The sequence below is a fragment of the Glutamicibacter sp. 363 genome, from assembly GCF_052379505.1.
Classification (GTDB): domain Bacteria; phylum Actinomycetota; class Actinomycetes; order Actinomycetales; family Micrococcaceae; genus Glutamicibacter.
Window position 1 is genome coordinate 1 of record NZ_JBQSYR010000002.1, and the last position, 16856, is coordinate 16856.

Annotated in this window: 15 protein-coding genes; 7 read left to right on the forward strand and 8 right to left on the reverse strand. The window is 62.1% G+C overall.

Annotated features, from left to right (window positions below; genetic code table 11):
- Positions 1 to 288, reverse strand: a 288-nt coding sequence (locus ACT3UA_RS01565) for a TetR family transcriptional regulator (protein WP_444615340.1), incomplete at its 3' end; no start/stop codon positions are given.
- Between the two features lie 268 nt (positions 289 to 556).
- Here ACT3UA_RS01565 and ACT3UA_RS01570 point away from each other — a divergent pair.
- Both ACT3UA_RS01570 and ACT3UA_RS01575 read left to right on the forward strand, forming a co-directional pair.
- Positions 557 to 1513 carry an aldo/keto reductase gene (locus ACT3UA_RS01570; protein WP_217990316.1) on the forward strand — a complete coding sequence of 319 codons (957 nt, stop codon included), beginning with the start codon at positions 557 to 559 and terminating at the stop codon, positions 1511 to 1513.
- Between the two features lie 75 nt (positions 1514 to 1588).
- On the forward strand, positions 1589 to 2383 hold the full coding sequence (locus ACT3UA_RS01575; RefSeq protein ID WP_096282730.1) for a carbon-nitrogen hydrolase family protein: 795 nt from the start codon (positions 1589 to 1591) through the stop codon (positions 2381 to 2383).
- 51 nt (positions 2384 to 2434) lie between these two features.
- Here the strand turns inward: ACT3UA_RS01575 and ACT3UA_RS01580 are convergent, their stop codons facing one another.
- Positions 2435 to 3160 carry an alpha/beta hydrolase family protein gene (locus tag ACT3UA_RS01580; RefSeq protein WP_255248286.1) on the reverse strand — a complete coding sequence of 242 codons (726 nt, stop codon included), beginning with the start codon at positions 3158 to 3160 and terminating at the stop codon, positions 2435 to 2437.
- Positions 3161 to 3403: 243 nt separating this feature from the next.
- Between ACT3UA_RS01580 and ACT3UA_RS01585 the strand changes: the two genes are divergently transcribed.
- Complete coding sequence (locus ACT3UA_RS01585) at positions 3404 to 4429, forward strand: Gfo/Idh/MocA family protein (protein ID WP_096282732.1); 1026 nt, start codon at positions 3404 to 3406, stop codon at positions 4427 to 4429.
- A gap of 42 nt (positions 4430 to 4471) precedes the next feature.
- Here ACT3UA_RS01585 and galE read toward each other — a convergent pair whose 3' ends face one another.
- From galE to ACT3UA_RS01610, 5 genes are all read right to left on the reverse strand, one after another.
- Positions 4472 to 5431, reverse strand: a complete 960-nt coding sequence (galE, locus tag ACT3UA_RS01590) for a UDP-glucose 4-epimerase GalE (protein ID WP_096282734.1) — start codon at positions 5429 to 5431, stop codon at positions 4472 to 4474.
- Positions 5428 to 6624 (reverse strand): galactokinase, encoded by a 1197-nt coding sequence (gene galK / locus ACT3UA_RS01595; RefSeq protein ID WP_444615341.1) that lies wholly within the window; start codon positions 6622 to 6624, stop codon positions 5428 to 5430. Before galK ends, galE begins: the two co-directional genes overlap by 4 nt.
- Entirely contained in the window at positions 6621 to 7736 is a 1116-nt protein-coding gene (gene galT / locus ACT3UA_RS01600) for a galactose-1-phosphate uridylyltransferase (RefSeq protein WP_443444872.1), read from the reverse strand. Before galT ends, galK begins: the two co-directional genes overlap by 4 nt.
- On the reverse strand, positions 7733 to 8524 hold the full coding sequence (locus ACT3UA_RS01605) for a DeoR/GlpR family DNA-binding transcription regulator (protein WP_096282740.1): 792 nt from the start codon (positions 8522 to 8524) through the stop codon (positions 7733 to 7735). Before ACT3UA_RS01605 ends, galT begins: the two co-directional genes overlap by 4 nt.
- 288 nt (positions 8525 to 8812) lie before the next feature.
- Entirely contained in the window at positions 8813 to 9415 is a 603-nt protein-coding gene (locus ACT3UA_RS01610; RefSeq protein WP_444615342.1) for a TetR/AcrR family transcriptional regulator, read from the reverse strand.
- A gap of 181 nt (positions 9416 to 9596) precedes the next feature.
- Between ACT3UA_RS01610 and ACT3UA_RS01615 the strand changes: the two genes are divergently transcribed.
- Genes ACT3UA_RS01615 through ACT3UA_RS01630 form a run of 4 tightly spaced genes read left to right on the forward strand, consistent with a single transcriptional unit; the run spans position 9597 to position 15863 of the window.
- Complete coding sequence (locus ACT3UA_RS01615; RefSeq protein ID WP_096282742.1) at positions 9597 to 10937, forward strand: ABC transporter substrate-binding protein; 1341 nt, start codon at positions 9597 to 9599, stop codon at positions 10935 to 10937.
- Positions 10934 to 11866: a carbohydrate ABC transporter permease gene (locus tag ACT3UA_RS01620; RefSeq protein ID WP_444615343.1), complete on the forward strand. Its 933-nt coding sequence runs from the start codon at positions 10934 to 10936 to the stop codon at positions 11864 to 11866. The genes ACT3UA_RS01615 and ACT3UA_RS01620 overlap by 4 nt, the downstream gene beginning before the upstream one ends.
- Positions 11863 to 12738 (forward strand): carbohydrate ABC transporter permease, encoded by an 876-nt coding sequence (locus tag ACT3UA_RS01625; RefSeq protein ID WP_443443032.1) that lies wholly within the window; start codon positions 11863 to 11865, stop codon positions 12736 to 12738. Before ACT3UA_RS01620 ends, ACT3UA_RS01625 begins: the two co-directional genes overlap by 4 nt.
- Positions 12735 to 15863, forward strand: coding sequence for a glycoside hydrolase family 2 TIM barrel-domain containing protein (locus tag ACT3UA_RS01630; protein WP_170947786.1), 3129 nt, complete (start codon positions 12735 to 12737; stop codon positions 15861 to 15863). The genes ACT3UA_RS01625 and ACT3UA_RS01630 overlap by 4 nt, the downstream gene beginning before the upstream one ends.
- Positions 15864 to 15884: 21 nt before the next feature.
- On the opposite strand, the gene ACT3UA_RS01635 is transcribed toward ACT3UA_RS01630, so the two are convergent.
- Positions 15885 to 16829, reverse strand: a complete 945-nt coding sequence (locus tag ACT3UA_RS01635) for an aldose 1-epimerase family protein (protein ID WP_444615344.1) — start codon at positions 16827 to 16829, stop codon at positions 15885 to 15887.
- Between the last annotated feature and the right edge of the window lie 27 nt (positions 16830 to 16856).

Genomic DNA, 16856 nt, shown 5'->3' on the forward strand with positions numbered 1-16856 from the left:
TGCTTCGAAACTACGGCGCAGCAGTTCGAGCAGGCTTTCACCCGAGTGCGAAGACATGGAGGCAACCATGTCGGAAAAGTGGACGTTCATCGAACGCAAGGCAGTTACTACGGCATCTTCCTTCGATGAGAAGTACCGGAAGAAAGTCGCCCGGGAAATGCCGATTGCCTGGGCGGCCTGCTGTGCGGTGACATTCTCCATGCCGCGCTCGGCGAACACGGCGTATGCCTGTTGCGCCAACTCGGCTTTCATCTTCTCGCGCACCCGATCGCGAACCACATTGCCCATGGGCAAAATTTTACGCTGAGATCATCACACCAAACTGAGACACCGTCTCTTACTCCATGTCAGAAGTTATTCAAGCACGGCGTGTCGCCAGGGTTAATGTTCATTAAGCTAAATAGTTTCGCAGATTAGTGCCATGTGTCCGCCCCTTCGCTAGGCTCGACTTCGGACTGAAATGACAACGAGAAGGATCCTCATGACCAATCAGCAGATCGCAACTCGCATCGACCTCGGCCAAGGGTTGAACGTCAACGCCTAGGGTTTTGGCTGCATGTCGCTGAGCGGACCCTACGGTTCTGCAGATGATCAAGAGTCCTTGCGCACGCTGAACCACGTGTTGGATCGCGGGGTCGCCTTCCTTGATACTGCCAATATCTACGGGGAGGGCCACAACGAGAAACTGCTCGCGCAGGTTCTGAAGATCCGACGCGAGGAAGTCACGCTGGCCACCAAAGCGGGAATCGTCAGGCCAAAGAATCCGGGTGATCCCCGCGCCAACGGCGATCCGGAATTCATCAAGAACTGCGTTGACGAAAGCCTGCAGCGGTTGGGTACAGAGCACATCGACCTCTACTACTACCACCGGGTGGATTCGCGCGTGCCGATCGAAGACACTGTCGGCGCATACAAGGAATTGGTTGAAGCTGGCAAGATCCGCCATATCGGCTTGTCCGAGGTGACTTCCAATGAACTGCGCCGCGCCCACCAAGTCCACCCGATTACCGCGATCCAGATGGAGTACTCGATCTTCAGCCGCGATATCGAACGCTGGCTGCTGCCGACCGCCAGCGAGCTCGGTGTGGGGCTGGTGTCCTATGCATCGCTGGGCCGCGGATACTTCACCAGCGAAGTGGATTCCCTCGCGCAGCTCGAAGCCCATGACATCCGGAGGAACTTCCCGCGTTTTGAAGCTGCCCGCATGGAGCAGAACGAACCCTTGCGCCAGGTAATCCGTGATGTCGCGCAGCGCGAGCAGATCACTGCCGCACAGGTGTCGCTGGCGTGGGTCTACGAGCAGGCCCGCCAGTATCAGGTCGACGTTTCCCCGATCCCGGGTACGCGCTTCATTGAGCATTTTGATGAGAATCTGCAGGCCTTGGACATCCGGTTGTCCAACGAATCAATGGGGCAGCTGAATGATCTGGCCGCCAAGGTTGACGGCGAGCGCCAGCAGGATGTCATGTCGGTGTCCAAGGGTCGCGAAGAACAGCAAATGGCCCAAATGTAGCTTCGCGCACCGCTACTGCGTAAAGTCGACAAGTGGGTGCATATCCCCTTATTAGCCGCAGGAAAGGAACCCACCATGAGAATCGCTTTGGCACAGGTGCTTAGCACCGCAGACCCGCAGCGCAATCTGGTGACGGTACGCGACTACGCACGCCAGGCCAAGGAGGTTGGTGCTTCACTGGTGGTCTTCCCCGAGGCCATGCAGGTGTCCTTTGCCCACGATATTTCCAAATACGCCCAGCCGCTGGATGGCCCGTGGGCAACCCTGCTGCGGCAGCAGGCCCGCGAAATCGGCATTACCATCGCGGCAGGAATGTTCACTCCCGGAGTTGATCAGCGGGTACGCAATACCCTGCTGGTTGCCGGCTCGCAGGTAGATACGCACTACGACAAGATCCATCTCTACGATGCGTTCGGCTACCTGGAATCGGACTCGGTAACCCCCGGGGATGCTCCGGTGCAGTTTGAGCATGAGGGCGCGAGCATCGGCCTGGCCACGTGCTACGACCTGCGTTTCCCGCAGCTTTTCGTGCATCACGCCAAAGCCGGAGCCAGTGTATGCATTGTCAGTGCATCGTGGGGTCAGGGCGAAGGCAAAGTCCAGCAGTGGACCACGCTGGCCCAGGCCCGCGCCCTGGACTCGACGACGTTCGTGCTGGCGGTAGACCAGGCGGATCCAGAAAGCGTGGGACGCAAGATCAGCGGTGCCGCGCCGCTGGGCGTGGGGCACTCCATCGCAGTGGATCCGCTGGGCCGGGTCATTGCCCAGGCTGGCACGCAGCCCGAGTTGCTGGTGGTTGATCTGGATCTGGATTTGATCGATACCGCGCGCAAGCAACTGCCGGTGCTGGCTAACGCGGTGCAGTTCTAGAAGCTACTGTGCCTTCTGGCTTGCATCCTGCAGCCAGGCAAGAATTTCATCTCAGGCTCCGGTGCCGACGCCTCGGCGCATCAGTCCGTGATGGCCGATGCTCTTGACCGAAAGATCTGCCGGCGTATAGGTCTTCCGCTCTACCTTCGCTGCGCTGAGCTGGGCGGTGAGAAGATCCATTTGCCGCGGTGAAGCCCAAAGGTCATCGCTGGCCCCTGCGGCGAGAATCGGAACGGTAGTCCGCGCGGCCCGTTGGGCAGCGTTCATGCTCGGATCATCGAAGAAGTAGTTCTTCTTGAGCGCCCAGCCAGACCATTCCATCATCGCCGCACGGGGCATGTCCTCGCCCAGTCCCAGCTTGGCACCGGGCATGTAGCCGAATATCGTGCTGAGTACCGGGCCAAGCACTTTCAGCACCATGATGACGCGCAGCCCTTCCTGCCATGGGTTGATGGTGCGGATTGAAACGACATGGCTGGAAATGATGGCCGCTGCATCCAGGTGCTCGGTGCCGAAGCCCAGCACCAGCGCGTGGCCGCCGAGGCTGTGCCCGATAGCGTAGTGCGGCAGGTCCGGGTACCGGTCTTTGGCCCAGTGCGCCACCGCCGGTGCGTCCTGCTGGATCCAGTCGCGCATTTTGAAGCGGCTGTTCTGCTTGGGCGGACCCGAGCGCCCGGTACCGCGGTAGTCATAGGTAATGGCCACCAGCCCGTTGGCCGCCGCATGCTGCGCAAAGGCGCGGTAGAAACCCTGCGGGGTGGCGGTGGCCGAGTGCACAAACCAGCACCGCCTTGGGAGCAACCGCGGGGACATACACCGTGGCTTGGACAGTGTCCTTGGCGGTGATCAGGATGCGCACCATTTCGGCGCTGGAGTACTGGGCCCGCATGCAGCCATCCTAGCCACAAGTTACCGACCGGTAAATAGTTGATCGGCGTTCAAAATCCCCTTTCCCGCATGGGCTGGCTGAACTAGTCTGAGTAGTAGTCACCCTGCTTTTCCTGCCATCGGAGATCCCCCGTGAGCCTAGCGCTGCCCCAGTCCGTTCTGCCCCATCCTTCTACGGCGCCGGCGCTGAACTGGGGGATCCTGGGGCCGGGCTGGATCGCCTCGCAGTTCGCCACGTCGCTCAAGGAGCTGACCAAGAGCAAGCTTGCCGCCATCGGATCGCGCACCCTGGCACGCTCGGAGGATTTCGCCCGCACCTACGGGGATGACGGCACGCGCGCCTACGGCTCCTACGCCCAGGTGCTCGAAGACCCGGCAGTAGATGTGCTCTACATTGCGGTCCCGCACAGCGGGCATGCAGATCTTGCGCTTCAGGCGATCGCGGCGGGCAAGCATGTGCTGGTGGAGAAGCCGTTGAGCCTGAACGCCCAGCAGAGTGCCCAGATCGTCCAAGCCGCCAAGGCCGCTGGGGTGTTTGCCATGGAAGCCATGTGGTCGCGCCTGCTGCCCATCGGCAATGTGGTTTCCCAGGTGATCGCCTCCGGGATGCTGGGGCAGGTCATCACCGTGCAAGCCGACTTCGGCGCCAAGTTCCCGGTTGACTACGAGTCGCGGATCTACGACCCGGCGCTGGGCGGCGGGGCCTTGCTGGATGTGGGCATCTACCCCATCGCCTTCAGCGCCATGGTCTCCCCCGCCAAGCAGCTCCTGCATGCCTCGGGGCGCCTGGCCAAAACCGGTGTTGATGCGTCCTTCACCGCGGTCCTTGCCAATGAAGACGGTTCTACGGCCACCGTGTTCAGCAGCATCGAAACGGAATCGCCGCAGAGCGCATGGATTGCCGGAACCGAGGGAACCTTGGAACTGCAGCGTCCGATTTGCTGCGGATCAGGTTTGGTCCTGCGAAGTGCCGACGGGAATATCGTAGATAGCCGCGAGTTCACCGAAACTTCCCCTGCCGCAGGCCTGGGCTGGGAGGCGGCCCACGTGGCCCAGTGCATTGCCGATGGCCTGGCCGAGTCCCCGGTCATGCCATTGGCTCAGTCTCTGGCCATCGCGCAGACCATGGATGAGATCGCCGCACGGCTGCGCGCCTAGGCCCAAGCAGGGCCCGGACGCGTCAGCCTCGTGCTGGGTGCGTCAGCGGCGGGCCGAAGCCTTCCACGCGCTGTGCACCATCTGCTCAAGACTATGGCGCATCTTCCAGTCCAGGTCGCGGGCGGCCAATGTGCCATCGGCAACGATGCGCGCCGGATCCCCGGGGCGGCGGGCCTCTTCGAGGGCGCTGAACTCGATGCCGGTCACCTTGGCCACCGCGTCCATGATCTGGCGCACCGAAACGCCATCGCCGGAACCCAGGTTGTAGACCGGCTCCAGCGGCGCATCGGCCTCAAGCTTCTTCGCGGCCTCGACATGGGCCAGCGCGAGGTCTGCCACGTGCACATAATCGCGCACGCAGGTGCCATCGGCAGTGCCGTAGTCGGTACCGAAGATCTTCGGAGTCTTCCCCGCATTCAATGCCTGGAAGACCAGTGGAAACAGGTTGTGCGGGCTGGCGTCGTAGAGCTCGTCGCTGCCCGAACCGACCACATTGAAGTAGCGCAGCGAGGTGTGCTTCAACCCGGCGGCAACGCCCTGATCACGAATCAGCCATTCACCCACCAGCTTGCTCTGCCCGTACGGGGATTCGGGGAAGGTGCCGGTGGCTTCGGTAACGAGGTCCTCATCCGGGGTGCCGTATACGGCGGCCGAAGAGGAGAAGACCATATTGTGCACGCGGGAGCTCTCCATGGCTTCCAGCAGATGCGCGGTGCCCGTGACGTTCTGCTCGAAGGCCAGCAACGGGTGCTTCACCGATTCGCCCGCGTACTTGTAGCCGGCCAGGTGGATGACCCCGGAAACGTCATGGCGCTTCATGATTTCCACGAGCTTTTCGGTCTGCAGGATGTTCAGCTGGTAGAACGGAACCTGATCGGGCACGAAGCCGCGCACGCCACTGGCCATCGAGTCCACGACCACCGGGTCAAGGCCCGCAGCGGACAGCGAGCGAACCACATGGGATCCGATATACCCGGCTCCGCCGGTCACTAGCCAACTCATGCTTTTCCTGCTCCCTCGTCTGCGATCACGGTGAAAATAGCCGGTTCAACATAGCCGGCCTGGTCAAATGCTTCACGCACCGCCTGGCTAACCTTATCGATGTGCTCGCGCTTGATCAATGCGATGGCGCTGCCGCCAAAACCTCCACCGGTCATGCGCGCGCCAATGGCTCCGGCGGCCATCGCAGCTTCCACGGCAACGTCCAGTTCCTCACTGGAGATCTCATAGTCATCGCGCATGGATTCGTGGGACTGGTACAGCAGTTTGCCCACGGCGTCCAGGTCCCCTTCGCGCAGTGCGAAGACGGTGTCCAGCACGCGGCGGTTCTCGGTCACGATGTGCATGGCCCTCCGCTTGGCCACCGGATCCTCGATGGCTTCAAGCTCGGCCACGACGGTGACTTCGCGCAGCGACTGGACTTCCAAGGCGGCGGCGGCCTGCTCGCAGCTGGCTCGCCGGGCGGCGTACCCGCCATCAACATGCGAATGCTCCACCCGGGTGTCCATCACCAGCACCACCGCATCGTGCTGTGCCAGCGGCAGTGGCACCGCCTGGGTTTCCATGGAACGGCAGTCCAGGAACAGGGCGTGCTGGGCGTGGCACATCAGCGAGGCGCTCTGGTCCATGATGCCTGTCGGGGCGCCGACGAATTCATTCTCGGCGCGCTGGGTCAACTGCGCCATCTGCACCTTGGACAGGCCCAACTCGTAGAGGTCATCCAACGCCACGATGGTTGCTACTTCCAGGGCGTGCGAGGAGGACAGTCCCGAACCCACCGGAACATCGGAGTCCACCAGCAGCTGGATCCCGCCAAGTTCCACCCCGTCGAGCTGGTTCAGCGCCCAGAGCACGGCCGCCGGGTACGCTGCCCAGCCGGGAACCGCGCGGGGCACCAGCTCATCGAAGGTGATGGAGGTGATCGGCGGGTGTTCCCCTGACCCGTAGGTAGACGCAAAATCCAGTGTCTGGCGATCCGCGTCAAGCTGCGTCTTGCGGCGCACAGCCACCAGCGCATTCTTGTCGATGGCGAAGGGCAGCACAAAACCCATGTTGTAGTCGGTGTGCTCGCCGATCAGGTTAACCCGTCCCGGGGCGCGCCAGATGCCTTCTGGCTGGTGCCCGTAGATCTTGGCGAACTTCTGGTGCAAAGCGGCCATGCGCTGCGTGGTTTCCTTGGAGTCGCTGATGCTCATGGCATGACCTCGCGCAGGCGTGCCGCGGTCTGCTCGGCTGGAACGTCGTTGATGAATGCACCCATGGCCGCTTCGGAGCCGGCCAGGAACTTGAGCTTGTCGGCGGCCCGGCGCGGGCTGGTCAGCTGCAGGTGCAGGCGGGAAGCTTCACGTTCCTTGCCTGCCACCGGCGCCTGGTGCCAGGCGGAAATGTACGGGGTGGGAGTCTCGTAGAGGGCATCGAATCCGCGCAACAGATCGCGGTACATCACGGCCAGCTCGTCTTTCTCCGCCTCATTGAGCGCGGCGAAGTCCGGCACGTGGCGATGCGGCACCAGGTGCGCTTCCAGCGGCCAGCGTGCAGCGAAGGGCACGAACACGGAGAAGTGCTCGCCGGCAGCAACCATGCGCGTACCTTCCTTGCGTTCGAAGTCCAGGATGTCGCCCATCAGGGTGCGTCCGGTCTTCTCCAGGTGGGCCACCGCTTGGGCGGCCATCTTGGTGGCGGTCGGGGTCAGGTAGGGGTAGGCGTAGATCTGTCCGTGCGGGTGGTGCAGGGTCACGCCGATATCCTGGCCACGGTTCTCGAATGGGAACACCTGGGCAATGCCTTCCATCGCCGACAGGGCCGCGGTACGCTGCGCCCACGCGTCGATGACGGTGCGCGCCCGGGCATCATCCAGCGAGGCGAAGGAACCCTCGTGCTCCGGGGTGAACACCACGACTTCGCAGCGGCCGTAGGCCGGGGCAGGAACCTGCACCGGAGCAGCGGCCGGGATCCGGCCCAGATCCGGTCCCAGCGAGGGGAAGCGGTTCTCGAAAACCACGACATGGAAATCCTCGGCCGGAATTTCGCTGTGGCGGCCCTGGGTACTGGGGCACAGCGGGCATTCTTCCTTGGGTGGAAGGTAGGTGCGCGACTGGCGGTGGGCCGCGACGGCTACCCAGTCTCCGGTCAACCGGTCGTAGCGCAGCTGTCCAGGTTCCCCACGCGGATCCAGCGCCCTGGCGTCGGGTGCCGGTTCGGGGGCGATGGCATTGGCATCGGCGAAGAAGATCGCCTCGCGGCCATCGGCCAGGTGATGGACCCGGTGTGATATCAGGCCAGAAGGGATCCTGCCGGTAACGCTCATGATTCGACCACCTTTTCAATTTTCAAGTTCTCGATGTGCTGGCGGAGTTCCTCGACGGCCGTCTCGTCCAAGCCGTCGTCGCTGACGAGTGTGTCGATTTCGTGCAATGGAGCACTGGAGTACAAACCGGCCAAGCACCATTTGCTGGAATCCGCGACGACCACGCGGCTGTCACAGCGTTCCAGGAAAAGTCGATTGACTTCCACCTCGAGCATGTTCGGTGTCGTGATTCCGTCCTGGACGCTGAACCCGTGGACCCCCATGAAGCATCGGTCGACGTGCAGTGTCCGCAGGGCCGCAGTGGCCAGTGGACCGACCAACGCGTCGGATACCGTTCGCAGGCCACCGGTGAGCTGCACGGTCTGGCCTGCAGCCGGGGCATCTTGTAGGAGGTCGGCGATGCGCGGAGAGTTGGTCACAATCGTGAGGTCGGGGACTGCCCGCAGCAGACGGGCCACCTCATAGGTCGTAGTCCCCGACGTAAGGGAGATGGACATTCCTGGTTCAACCATTTGCGCCGCCGCACGGGCAATGGCCGCCTTCTGCGGCAACTGCAGAGTTGACTTGCGCTGGAATCCCGGCTCTTCAGCAGACGCAGATTCCTGGAGCAGTGCGCCTCCGTGGACCTTATGCAATTCGCCGTCCTTGACCAGGCGGTCCAGGTCACGGCGCACTGTCATGTGCGAAACGCCAAATTCCTCAGCCAACTGGGCTACCTTGACGGCACCGTTGGCACGAACTCTATCCAGAATCCGCCGTCGACGCTGGGTTGGGAAGTTCTCGCTCATCGGGACTCCTTGGCAGACAGGTTGAAATAACACGCTCCGTAAAGCGATACATCCCTAATTCAAACACACTCAAACATATTTGAACACATTTGAACATATTTTCAACCAGAACCGTCCACTTGCCGGGCAGCCCGAGAACGTAGATATCAGCCCCGAAAATACTTCGGGATCATCGCTCCGGCGTGCCGCTGCAAGTGCTTCGCCCTGCTTGCGCCAAGTCCGCGCGCAGTGGGGAGCTGGATTTTCGCGCGGCTACGGCGCCCCGGAGCCAATTTCGGCAAACACGCCTCATGATTCAGGCAAAATGACCAGGTCCAGATACGCCTTGAGGGTGCCAGCCATGTCAACATCGTCGGGAGACAAGAGCCACTGCACTTGGATCCCGTCCCACAGGGCCAGCAGCGACGCTCCCGCCACATGCGGGTCCACCCCGGGGCGCAGCCGACCAATGCTCTTCATGAATTCGAATTCAGCGCCGTACTCGCCGCGCAAGCGCTCGAAGCGGGCCTCGAAATACGAGCGCGCCGGATGATCGGAAGTGGTTGATTCCCCGCAAAGGGCTGCGTAGAGCTCGATCAACTCCGCGGCACCGTCGTTGAATTGCGCTTGCTCGACAATGGACTGGGCAAAGCGCTCACCAGTGCCCGGCGTGCCGTCGGTGACGGCGTCGCGGCGCTTGAGAGCGGCAATGAGAAGTTCCTGCTTGTTCGGATAGTGGTGCAAAACGCTGGTTTGGCTCATGCCTGCCGCGTCGGCAACATCCTGCACAGTTCCGCCGCGATACCCCCGCGCGCCGAATACCTGGAGGGCAGCCTGGGCGATCTGTTCCCTTCGGGCTGCAGATTTGGCATATGGACCGCGCCGGCGGCGGCCGGATTCATTGCTCGTCACAGTTACTCAGTGTAGGTAGGCCCAGCAGTATTCGAAAATGATGCATCGGCCTAGCAAGCCAGCATGATCGGCAAACAAGAAATTTGACCAAAACTGAGTAATCACTCTATTTTTGCAGTAACCTATTTCACATGCCCTCGTCCCGGGCACCATAAAGAAAACTACTTTTAAGTGAGCACGGATGCCATTGACAACAAGACGCCGCCTTCTCAAGGCCGGCCTGGGCGCCGCCGCCCTGGGCGTAATGACTGCATGCGGCACCGCAGGCCCCCGGTCTGCAGATGCCATGCCAACCATTGCGCCGGCCGCCCCAGGAGAAAAAGTCAGGCTGACATATTGGAGCTGGCTCAAGGATATCCAGCGAGTCGCAGATGCTTTCAACGCCATGCATCCGAATATCCATGTTGAGGCGGTTTGGATCCCCAGTGGAAATCAAGGCGGATACCCAAAGCTCTACTCTGCTCTCGCAGCAGGCGGAGGACCCGATCTGGCCCAAATCGAATTCCGCACCCTCCCGGAGTTCATGCTCGTCAATGGCGTCGTGGATCTCGCGGCGTACGGTGCGCAGCAGTACGCTCACCGATATGATCCGTCACTGTGGGGCCAGGTCAGTTTTCCCAACGGAATATTCGGCATGCCTCAGGATTCCGGGCCGATGGCAATGTTCTACCAGCCAGAAACTCTGGACAAAGTCGGCGCCGTCGCCCCGGAAACATGGGCGCAATGGGCCGAGATCGGGTCAGAACTGCGTCAAGCCAACAGCTACATCGACTGCTTCTCCCTCAGTGATGCCTCCTACTTCGTGTCCTACGCGGCACAAGCAGGAGCCCAATGGCTTCGGCCATCCGACGACGGCTGGGTCATTAATATGACCGACGACGCAACACTGGAAGTCGCCAGGTTCTTCGACCGGGCCATCGACGAAGATGTCGTAACTACCGCGATCTCGCCCTTCAGCCCGTCTTGGTATGCTGCGGCTGCATCCGGCCAGCTCGCCTCTGTCACCAGTGGGAACTGGGCTGATGCGCTTGTCAGCTCTGTCGCTGGCGGACAGGGCAAATGGAGGGTCGCATCGATGCCGAAGTGGACCCCGGGCGGATACGGCTCCAGCTACCTGGGCGGATCGACGGTTGCGGTTCTGGCTAATAGCCGCCATCCGCATGAGGCCTTGGAGTTCGCCGCCTGGATGACGTCCACGGAAGCCGGGATCAGCAACGAAATCGCGCACAGCGGCATTGGCTGGTCACCGGTTCCGGGCATCATCGGCGAGTCGCGCGAAGGCCCCTCCGAATTCTTCGGCGGGCAATCGTACAACAAGCAAGTCATTGTCCCAGCCAGCAAATCGCAGAATCCCAATTGGAGCTGGTGGCCGGTCACCCAGCAATCCTTCAATATCCTTTCCGACGGATTCCGCCGGAAAGCCGCCGGAACCAGCTTGGTCGATTCGGTGGTATCCGCAGAGCAGGAAATCATTGCGGTATTCCGCAATAAGGGCCTGAAGATCCGCAAGGAGGCATCATGAGCACGCCGACCATCACCCGAGGCACCCGGAGAAAACGTGGTCCCTCACCAAGCAGGTTTGAGCTCGCCCCGTGGCTGTTGCTCGCGCCTTTCCTCGCGCTCTTCACCCTGACTTTCATCTTGCCCATCATTGCAGCCATACAAGCCAGCTTCACCCGTATCACACGGCGCGGATTGTTCGGAGAAGCCGGCGTGCACAGCGAATTCGCTGGATTCGGCAATTACGCGCAAGCCCTGGGAGACGAAGCCTTCGTTGCTTCGATTGGCCGCATGATCGTGTTCGGCATCGTGCAGGTTCCCATCATGATCCTTCTTTGCACGGTCCTGGCTCTGCTGCTTGAGTCGGCGAGCGCCAAATGGCCGGCCTTTTTCCGGGCGGCGTACTTCCTGCCCTACGGCGTGCCGGGGGTCATTGCCACTATCCTCTGGTCATTCCTCTATGTTCCCGGCCTGAGCCCGATCATCGATGCCGCCTCAGCCGTCGGCTTGGAAGTCGATTTCCTCGGGCCACAGAGCATCTTGTGGTCCATCGCCAACATCGTGACATGGAGCTACACGGGCTACAACATGCTGATCATCATCGCGCAGCTCAAGGCAATTCCCGGCGAGATCTACGAAGCCGCACGCTTGGACGGGGCGGGTCCACTGCGTGTGGCATGGAATATCCAGCTGCCGCTCATCAGCCCGGCACTGGTCTTGACCACGGTCTTCTCCATCATTGGCACCTTGCAGCTTTTCGCCGAAGCGCAAGTTCTCATGAGTGTCGCACCCGCCATCGACAGCCAATACACCCCTAACCTTTCCGCCTACACAACCGCGTTCGCCTACAACGACTACAATGTTGCGGCTGCGCAATCCGTTCTCATTGCCTTGGCCGCATTCGCGCTCTCATTCGCCTTCCTGCGCCTGACCAATAGGAAGTCCTCATGACTCTGATCCGCCGCCAGTCCTTCGAAAAGCCCGCCTCTTCAAAACCAGCGGCTCTGATTGTCACGGCCTTGCTGACCATAGCCGCATTGTATTTCCTGGTCCCGGTCTACTGGGTCGTCGTTGCAGCAACGAAATCGACCCAGGACTTGTTCAGCACAAATGGTTTCCTCCTGTCCGGTGACTTCGTCCTATGGAAAAATCTGGGCCAGGTTCTGGCCTATGACGGCGGAATTTTCCTGCGCTGGTTCATGAACTCGTTGCTATACGCGGGGGCAGGGGCGCTGATTGCCGCTTACCTTGCTGCAGCTGGCGGATACGCCCTGGCCAAGTACCGTTTCCGCGGAAGCAATCTGGTCTTCGGTGTGGTCTTGGGAGGCGTTCTCGTGCCTGGAACCGCAACCGCCTTGCCCCTATTCCTGTTGTTCAGCGAAATGGGGCTGTCCAATACCTATTGGAGTGTCCTGCTGCCATCATTGGTGTCCCCGTTCGGCCTGTTCCTCTGCCGCGTTTACGCTTCCAGCACCGTGGATAGCGCGTTACTCGAAGCCGCGCGCCTGGATGGCGCAAGCGAACTGCGGATCTTCCACACGATAGGACTCAGAGTCCTGTCCCCTGCTCTGGTGACGGTATTCCTGTTCCAGCTTGTCGGAATCTGGAATAACTATTTCCTTCCCCTGGTGATGCTGTCCGATTCGGATCTCTATCCAATTACCCTGGGCCTGAACACCTGGCTGGGACAGGTTGACCGCCTGCCAGAATTCTACGAGCTGACCACCGGCGGCGTCTTGCTGTCCACTATTCCCTTGGCCATTGCCATGATCGTCCTGCAGCGCTTCTGGCGCGGGGGCCTGACCGAAGGATCCGTTAAATGACTTCCCCAACAGCCTATCTGTCCGATACCGCCCCGGGCGGAGGCCGGCGCCTGCCGGCAACGTCCTGGACCCACAGTGATGCCCCTGAACTGAGCCTCGATGGACAGTGGAAGTTCCGCTGGCTCCCTGGCGTACCGGGCACGCCCGGAGGGCGCGGACTGCTGCCGGCAGGCGAGCTTCCCGAGTCCATGGCAGATGCTGGCTATGACGACTCGAGCTGGGACAGCATCGCAGTCCCTGGGCACTGGGTATTGCAGGCCGATGGCGCCTACGGACGCCCTTCGTACACGAACGTCCAATTTCCCTTCCCTTGCGACCCGCCCTATCCACCGGATGAGAATCCTACCGGCGACTACCGGCGGACCTTCGAAGTGCCCCAGAGCTGGACTTCCGGAATGGAGCGGCTGGTGCTGCGCTTCGACGGCGTTGAATCCCGGTACAAGGTATGGGTCAATGGGCAAATGATTGGCTGGGGTACCGGTAGCCGCCTTGCCCAGGAATTCGATGTGAGCTCGGCCGTAGCCGCCGGTGAAAATACAATCGTTGTCCGCGTGCACCAATTCTCCGCTTCGAGCTACGTCGAGGACCAGGACCAGTGGTGGCTCCCGGGAATTTTCCGATCGGTAACGCTCAAGGCCCGTCCGCACGGCAGCATTGACGACCTCTGGATAAAAACCGGCTATTCCTCCGGTACCGGAATCATTACACCAGAAATCATGGCCGCTGACGATGCGTTCCCGCTACGTTTCGTTGTTCCCGAACTGGAAATCGACGAAGTGTGGCAAAGCCGCGAGGATATCCGAGAGGTGGAAGTGCCCGCCGTTTCCCCATGGAGCGCTGAGCGGCCAAAACTCTATGGAGCAACCGTTTCCAGCACTGGCGAGACCATCAGCCTGCGGCTAGGTTTCCGCACGGTAAGAATTGCAGGCGACCAGTTCCTGGTCAACGATCGCAAAGTGGTCTTCAACGGGGTGAACAGGCATGAAACCCACCCGCTCCTCGGCCGGGCGTTCGATGAGCAATTCGCACGAGAAGACCTGATGCTAATGAAGCGCTTCAATGTCAACGCCATTCGCACCAGCCACTATCCGCCGCATCCGCGGCTCCTGGACTTGGCCGACGAGCTCGGTTTCTGGGTCATACTCGAAAACGATCTGGAAACCCACGGATTTGAACGTCACGGCTGGCAGGGCAATCCCAGTGACGACCCGGCCTGGCGAAGTGCCTATCTTGATCGGATGGAGCGGACTTTCGAACGGGACAAGAACCATCCCTCAATCATCATGTGGTCGCTTGGCAACGAGTCCGGCACCGGGGCCAACCTTGCCGCGATGTCCGCATGGATCCATGCGCGGGATAGCAGCCGCCCGGTGCATTATGAAGGCGACTACACCGGAGAATACACCGATGTGTATTCGCGAATGTACGCTTCGTTCCCCGAAGTGCAGACAATTGGAGAGGACCGGATGACCGCTCCGCTGCTGGGATGCACCACCGCAGAGGCCGCGCGCCAGCGGACCAGGCCCTTCCTGTTGTGCGAGTATGCGCACGCCATGGGCAATGGGCCCGGAGGATTGCAACGGTATGCGGATCTGGTGGACCGCTATCCCCGGTTGCATGGAGGCTTCGTCTGGGAATGGCGTGACCACGGGCTGCAGGCCAGCACACCGGATGGCAAGAGCTTCTATGCTTACGGCGGCGATTTCGGCGAGGAGCTCCACGATGGCACCTTCGTCATGGACGGACTGGTCCTCTCCGATTCCACTGCCTCACCGGGGCTCCATGAGTTCAAGCATGTAGTCGCCCCGATCAAGTTCTCCCTGTCCTCCGTGGACGGACACCGGGTGCGCTTGGGCATCCGGAATGACCGCCACAGTGCCGACAGCGGCGACCTCGCATTCAGCTGGCGCTTGGAAGCGGCCGGGCATCCGGTCGCTAGTGCAGAATTCTTGGTATCCGGCTCTGACGACGCGCTGGAAGCTGGCGAAACTGCCACGGTTGAACTCGCCTTGCCGTACCCCCTGCCCGCAGGCGAAAACTGGTTAACCGTGGAGGCGCGGCTGGCCGAGGATGCAGCGTGGGCGGCCGCGGGCCATGAGGTGGCCAGCGCCCAATGGCCGATAGCTGCTCCATCCACCGCAATGCCGGGGCCGCGACCCGCACGGTTGCCCTCTTCGGCTGATGCGGGCGGAGCATCGATCCCTCTGGACAATGGCCGGATGCAGCTTGGTGCCGCAGTTTTCGCCGAGGGCAAGCTCATGGAGTTGGCCGGGCAGCCGGTGCATGGGCCGCGGCTGGAGTTGTTCCGCGCACCCACCGACAATGACCGTGGCGCACACTTCGGCAGCTATAACCATTCTGATCCCTGGCAGGAAGATGAGCACGGAGTCCCGGGCAATGGAGAACCCGGTCCGTCAAATGCGGACCTCTGGACGGCGGCCGGATTGGACCGGCTGAAGGCGCGGGTGCTCAGTGTCGCTACCGGTCCGGGCCGTGTGCAGGTGGCGACCAGGTATTCAGCAGCGGACCAGGCCTGCTCCATCCGAGTCGACGAGCAATGGAGCCTGGACGAGTCCGGCCTGTGGCTTCGCATCGATATGGTTCCAAGCCGAGGCTGGACATCGGTGTGGCCCCGATTCGGCGTGCGTTTCCAACTGGGCAAGGAGGTCGATTCGGCATCCTGGTACGGCTTGGGCCCGCACGAATCCTACCCGGACAGCCGTCTGGCGGCACGAGTAGGCCGCTACAGTGCAAGCATTGACGATTTGCCGGTCGAATACGCACGTCCGCAGGAAACAGGGCACCGCAGCGATTTGCGCGAATTGGAGCTCGGCGTGGGCGGTGCGCCGTGGCTGCGCATCGAGGCCTGGCCCGACGGATTGGACCGCCGCCCCGGTTTCACGCTCAGCCGCCACACGGCACAGCAGCTTGCCGGCGCTGCCCATCCGCACGAGCTGCCGGAACCAACCAACTCCTGGCTGTACCTGGATGCGGCCCAGCATGGCGTAGGTTCCCGGGCCTGTGGTCCCGATGTCTGGCCGGAAGACGCGCTGCGCCCCGAGGCGCGCTCCTTGCTCCTGCGGATCACCGGATTGACAGGGAACGAAACCTCGCGGAGCGGGTAGCGCCGCGAACTTCCCTGCCGCTCATCGCGGCTGGACCGGGCCAATCAGCCAGCTGGCTTCATGGCTGGCGCCCGGGGCCAGCGCGATGACGTCCTGGCCGGAGTTGAAGCCGCCGGGCGGGCAGGTCATCGGCTCGATGGCCAGCCCGGTGCGGTCAAGCGCCGGATCATCGCGGTCTGCGGTGTGGATCTGGACCCACGGGCAGGCTTCGTCCCAGGTGATCTGCGACCCGAGGCCCTTGGTGTCGGTGATCGATGCGCTGAATGAGCCGTCCGCGTCGGCGGCCAGGGAAGTGTAGGCATGATCGATGAAGAGGTCCCCGATCGGCTTCGGGGTGCGGAAATCCAGCTCGGTGCCAGCCACCTGAACCACCTCCCGCGGCAGCAGGCGCGCGCCGTCGGTGAGCTGCGCCTTGCCGGCTGGCAGGGTGAAAGTCCATTCATCCGCCTTCTTGCCCGGTGCGACCAGGTAGGCGTGCGAACCCCAGGCGAAGGGCGCGGTGCCCTGCCCGAGGTTGGTGGCGGTGGCGATGGTGCGCAGCCCGCCGGCTTCCAGCCGGTAGTCGATCACCAGCTGCACCTCATAGGGGTAGCCGGGGTTCGGGACGATCACGGTGCGCAACTGGGCGGAGCTGCCGCGGCGCCCGGTGATCTCGAAGCTGGTATCGGCCACCAGGCCGTGCAGCGCGTGGCCGCGCTCCGGCTCGGTGATCGGCAACTGCAGCTCCTGGCCTTCCCAGTGGTAGGCCCCGTCGATCACCCGGTTGGGCCAGGGGGCCAGGATGGCGCCGGAGAACACCGGGCGCGCGCCATGCGGATCGAAGGCGCGCACCAGCGGGCGGCCACCGTAGTCCAGGGACACCAGTGTGGCGCCCACCGTGGCCAGCTGCGCGGTGAAGCCGTGGGCTCGCAGCGTGAGCACCGTTCCGTTGGCGGTGTCCTGCTGCGGCATTGCTTGGCGATCCATTTCGTCATCCTTCTGCTGTGCTGGGAA

Excerpts from the sequence above, each read along its gene's own strand:
- ACT3UA_RS01615 (WP_096282742.1), top strand. The coding sequence starts at position 9,597 with ATGCCATTGACAACAAGACGCCGCCTTCTCAAGGCCGGCCTGGGCGCC.
- ACT3UA_RS01625 (WP_443443032.1), top strand. The coding sequence starts at position 11,863 with ATGACTCTGATCCGCCGCCAGTCCTTCGAAAAGCCCGCCTCTTCAAAA.
- galK (WP_444615341.1), bottom strand. The coding sequence starts at position 6,624 with ATGAGCATCAGCGACTCCAAGGAAACCACGCAGCGCATGGCCGCTTTG.
- ACT3UA_RS01630 (WP_170947786.1), top strand. The coding sequence starts at position 12,735 with ATGACTTCCCCAACAGCCTATCTGTCCGATACCGCCCCGGGCGGAGGC.
- galT (WP_443444872.1), bottom strand. The coding sequence starts at position 7,736 with ATGAGCGTTACCGGCAGGATCCCTTCTGGCCTGATATCACACCGGGTC.
- galE (WP_096282734.1), bottom strand. The coding sequence starts at position 5,431 with ATGAGTTGGCTAGTGACCGGCGGAGCCGGGTATATCGGATCCCATGTG.
- ACT3UA_RS01605 (WP_096282740.1), bottom strand. The coding sequence starts at position 8,524 with ATGAGCGAGAACTTCCCAACCCAGCGTCGACGGCGGATTCTGGATAGA.
- ACT3UA_RS01575 (WP_096282730.1), top strand. The coding sequence starts at position 1,589 with ATGAGAATCGCTTTGGCACAGGTGCTTAGCACCGCAGACCCGCAGCGC.
- ACT3UA_RS01620 (WP_444615343.1), top strand. The coding sequence starts at position 10,934 with ATGAGCACGCCGACCATCACCCGAGGCACCCGGAGAAAACGTGGTCCC.
- ACT3UA_RS01635 (WP_444615344.1), bottom strand. The coding sequence starts at position 16,829 with ATGGATCGCCAAGCAATGCCGCAGCAGGACACCGCCAACGGAACGGTG.
- ACT3UA_RS01570 (WP_217990316.1), top strand. The coding sequence starts at position 557 with ATGTCGCTGAGCGGACCCTACGGTTCTGCAGATGATCAAGAGTCCTTG.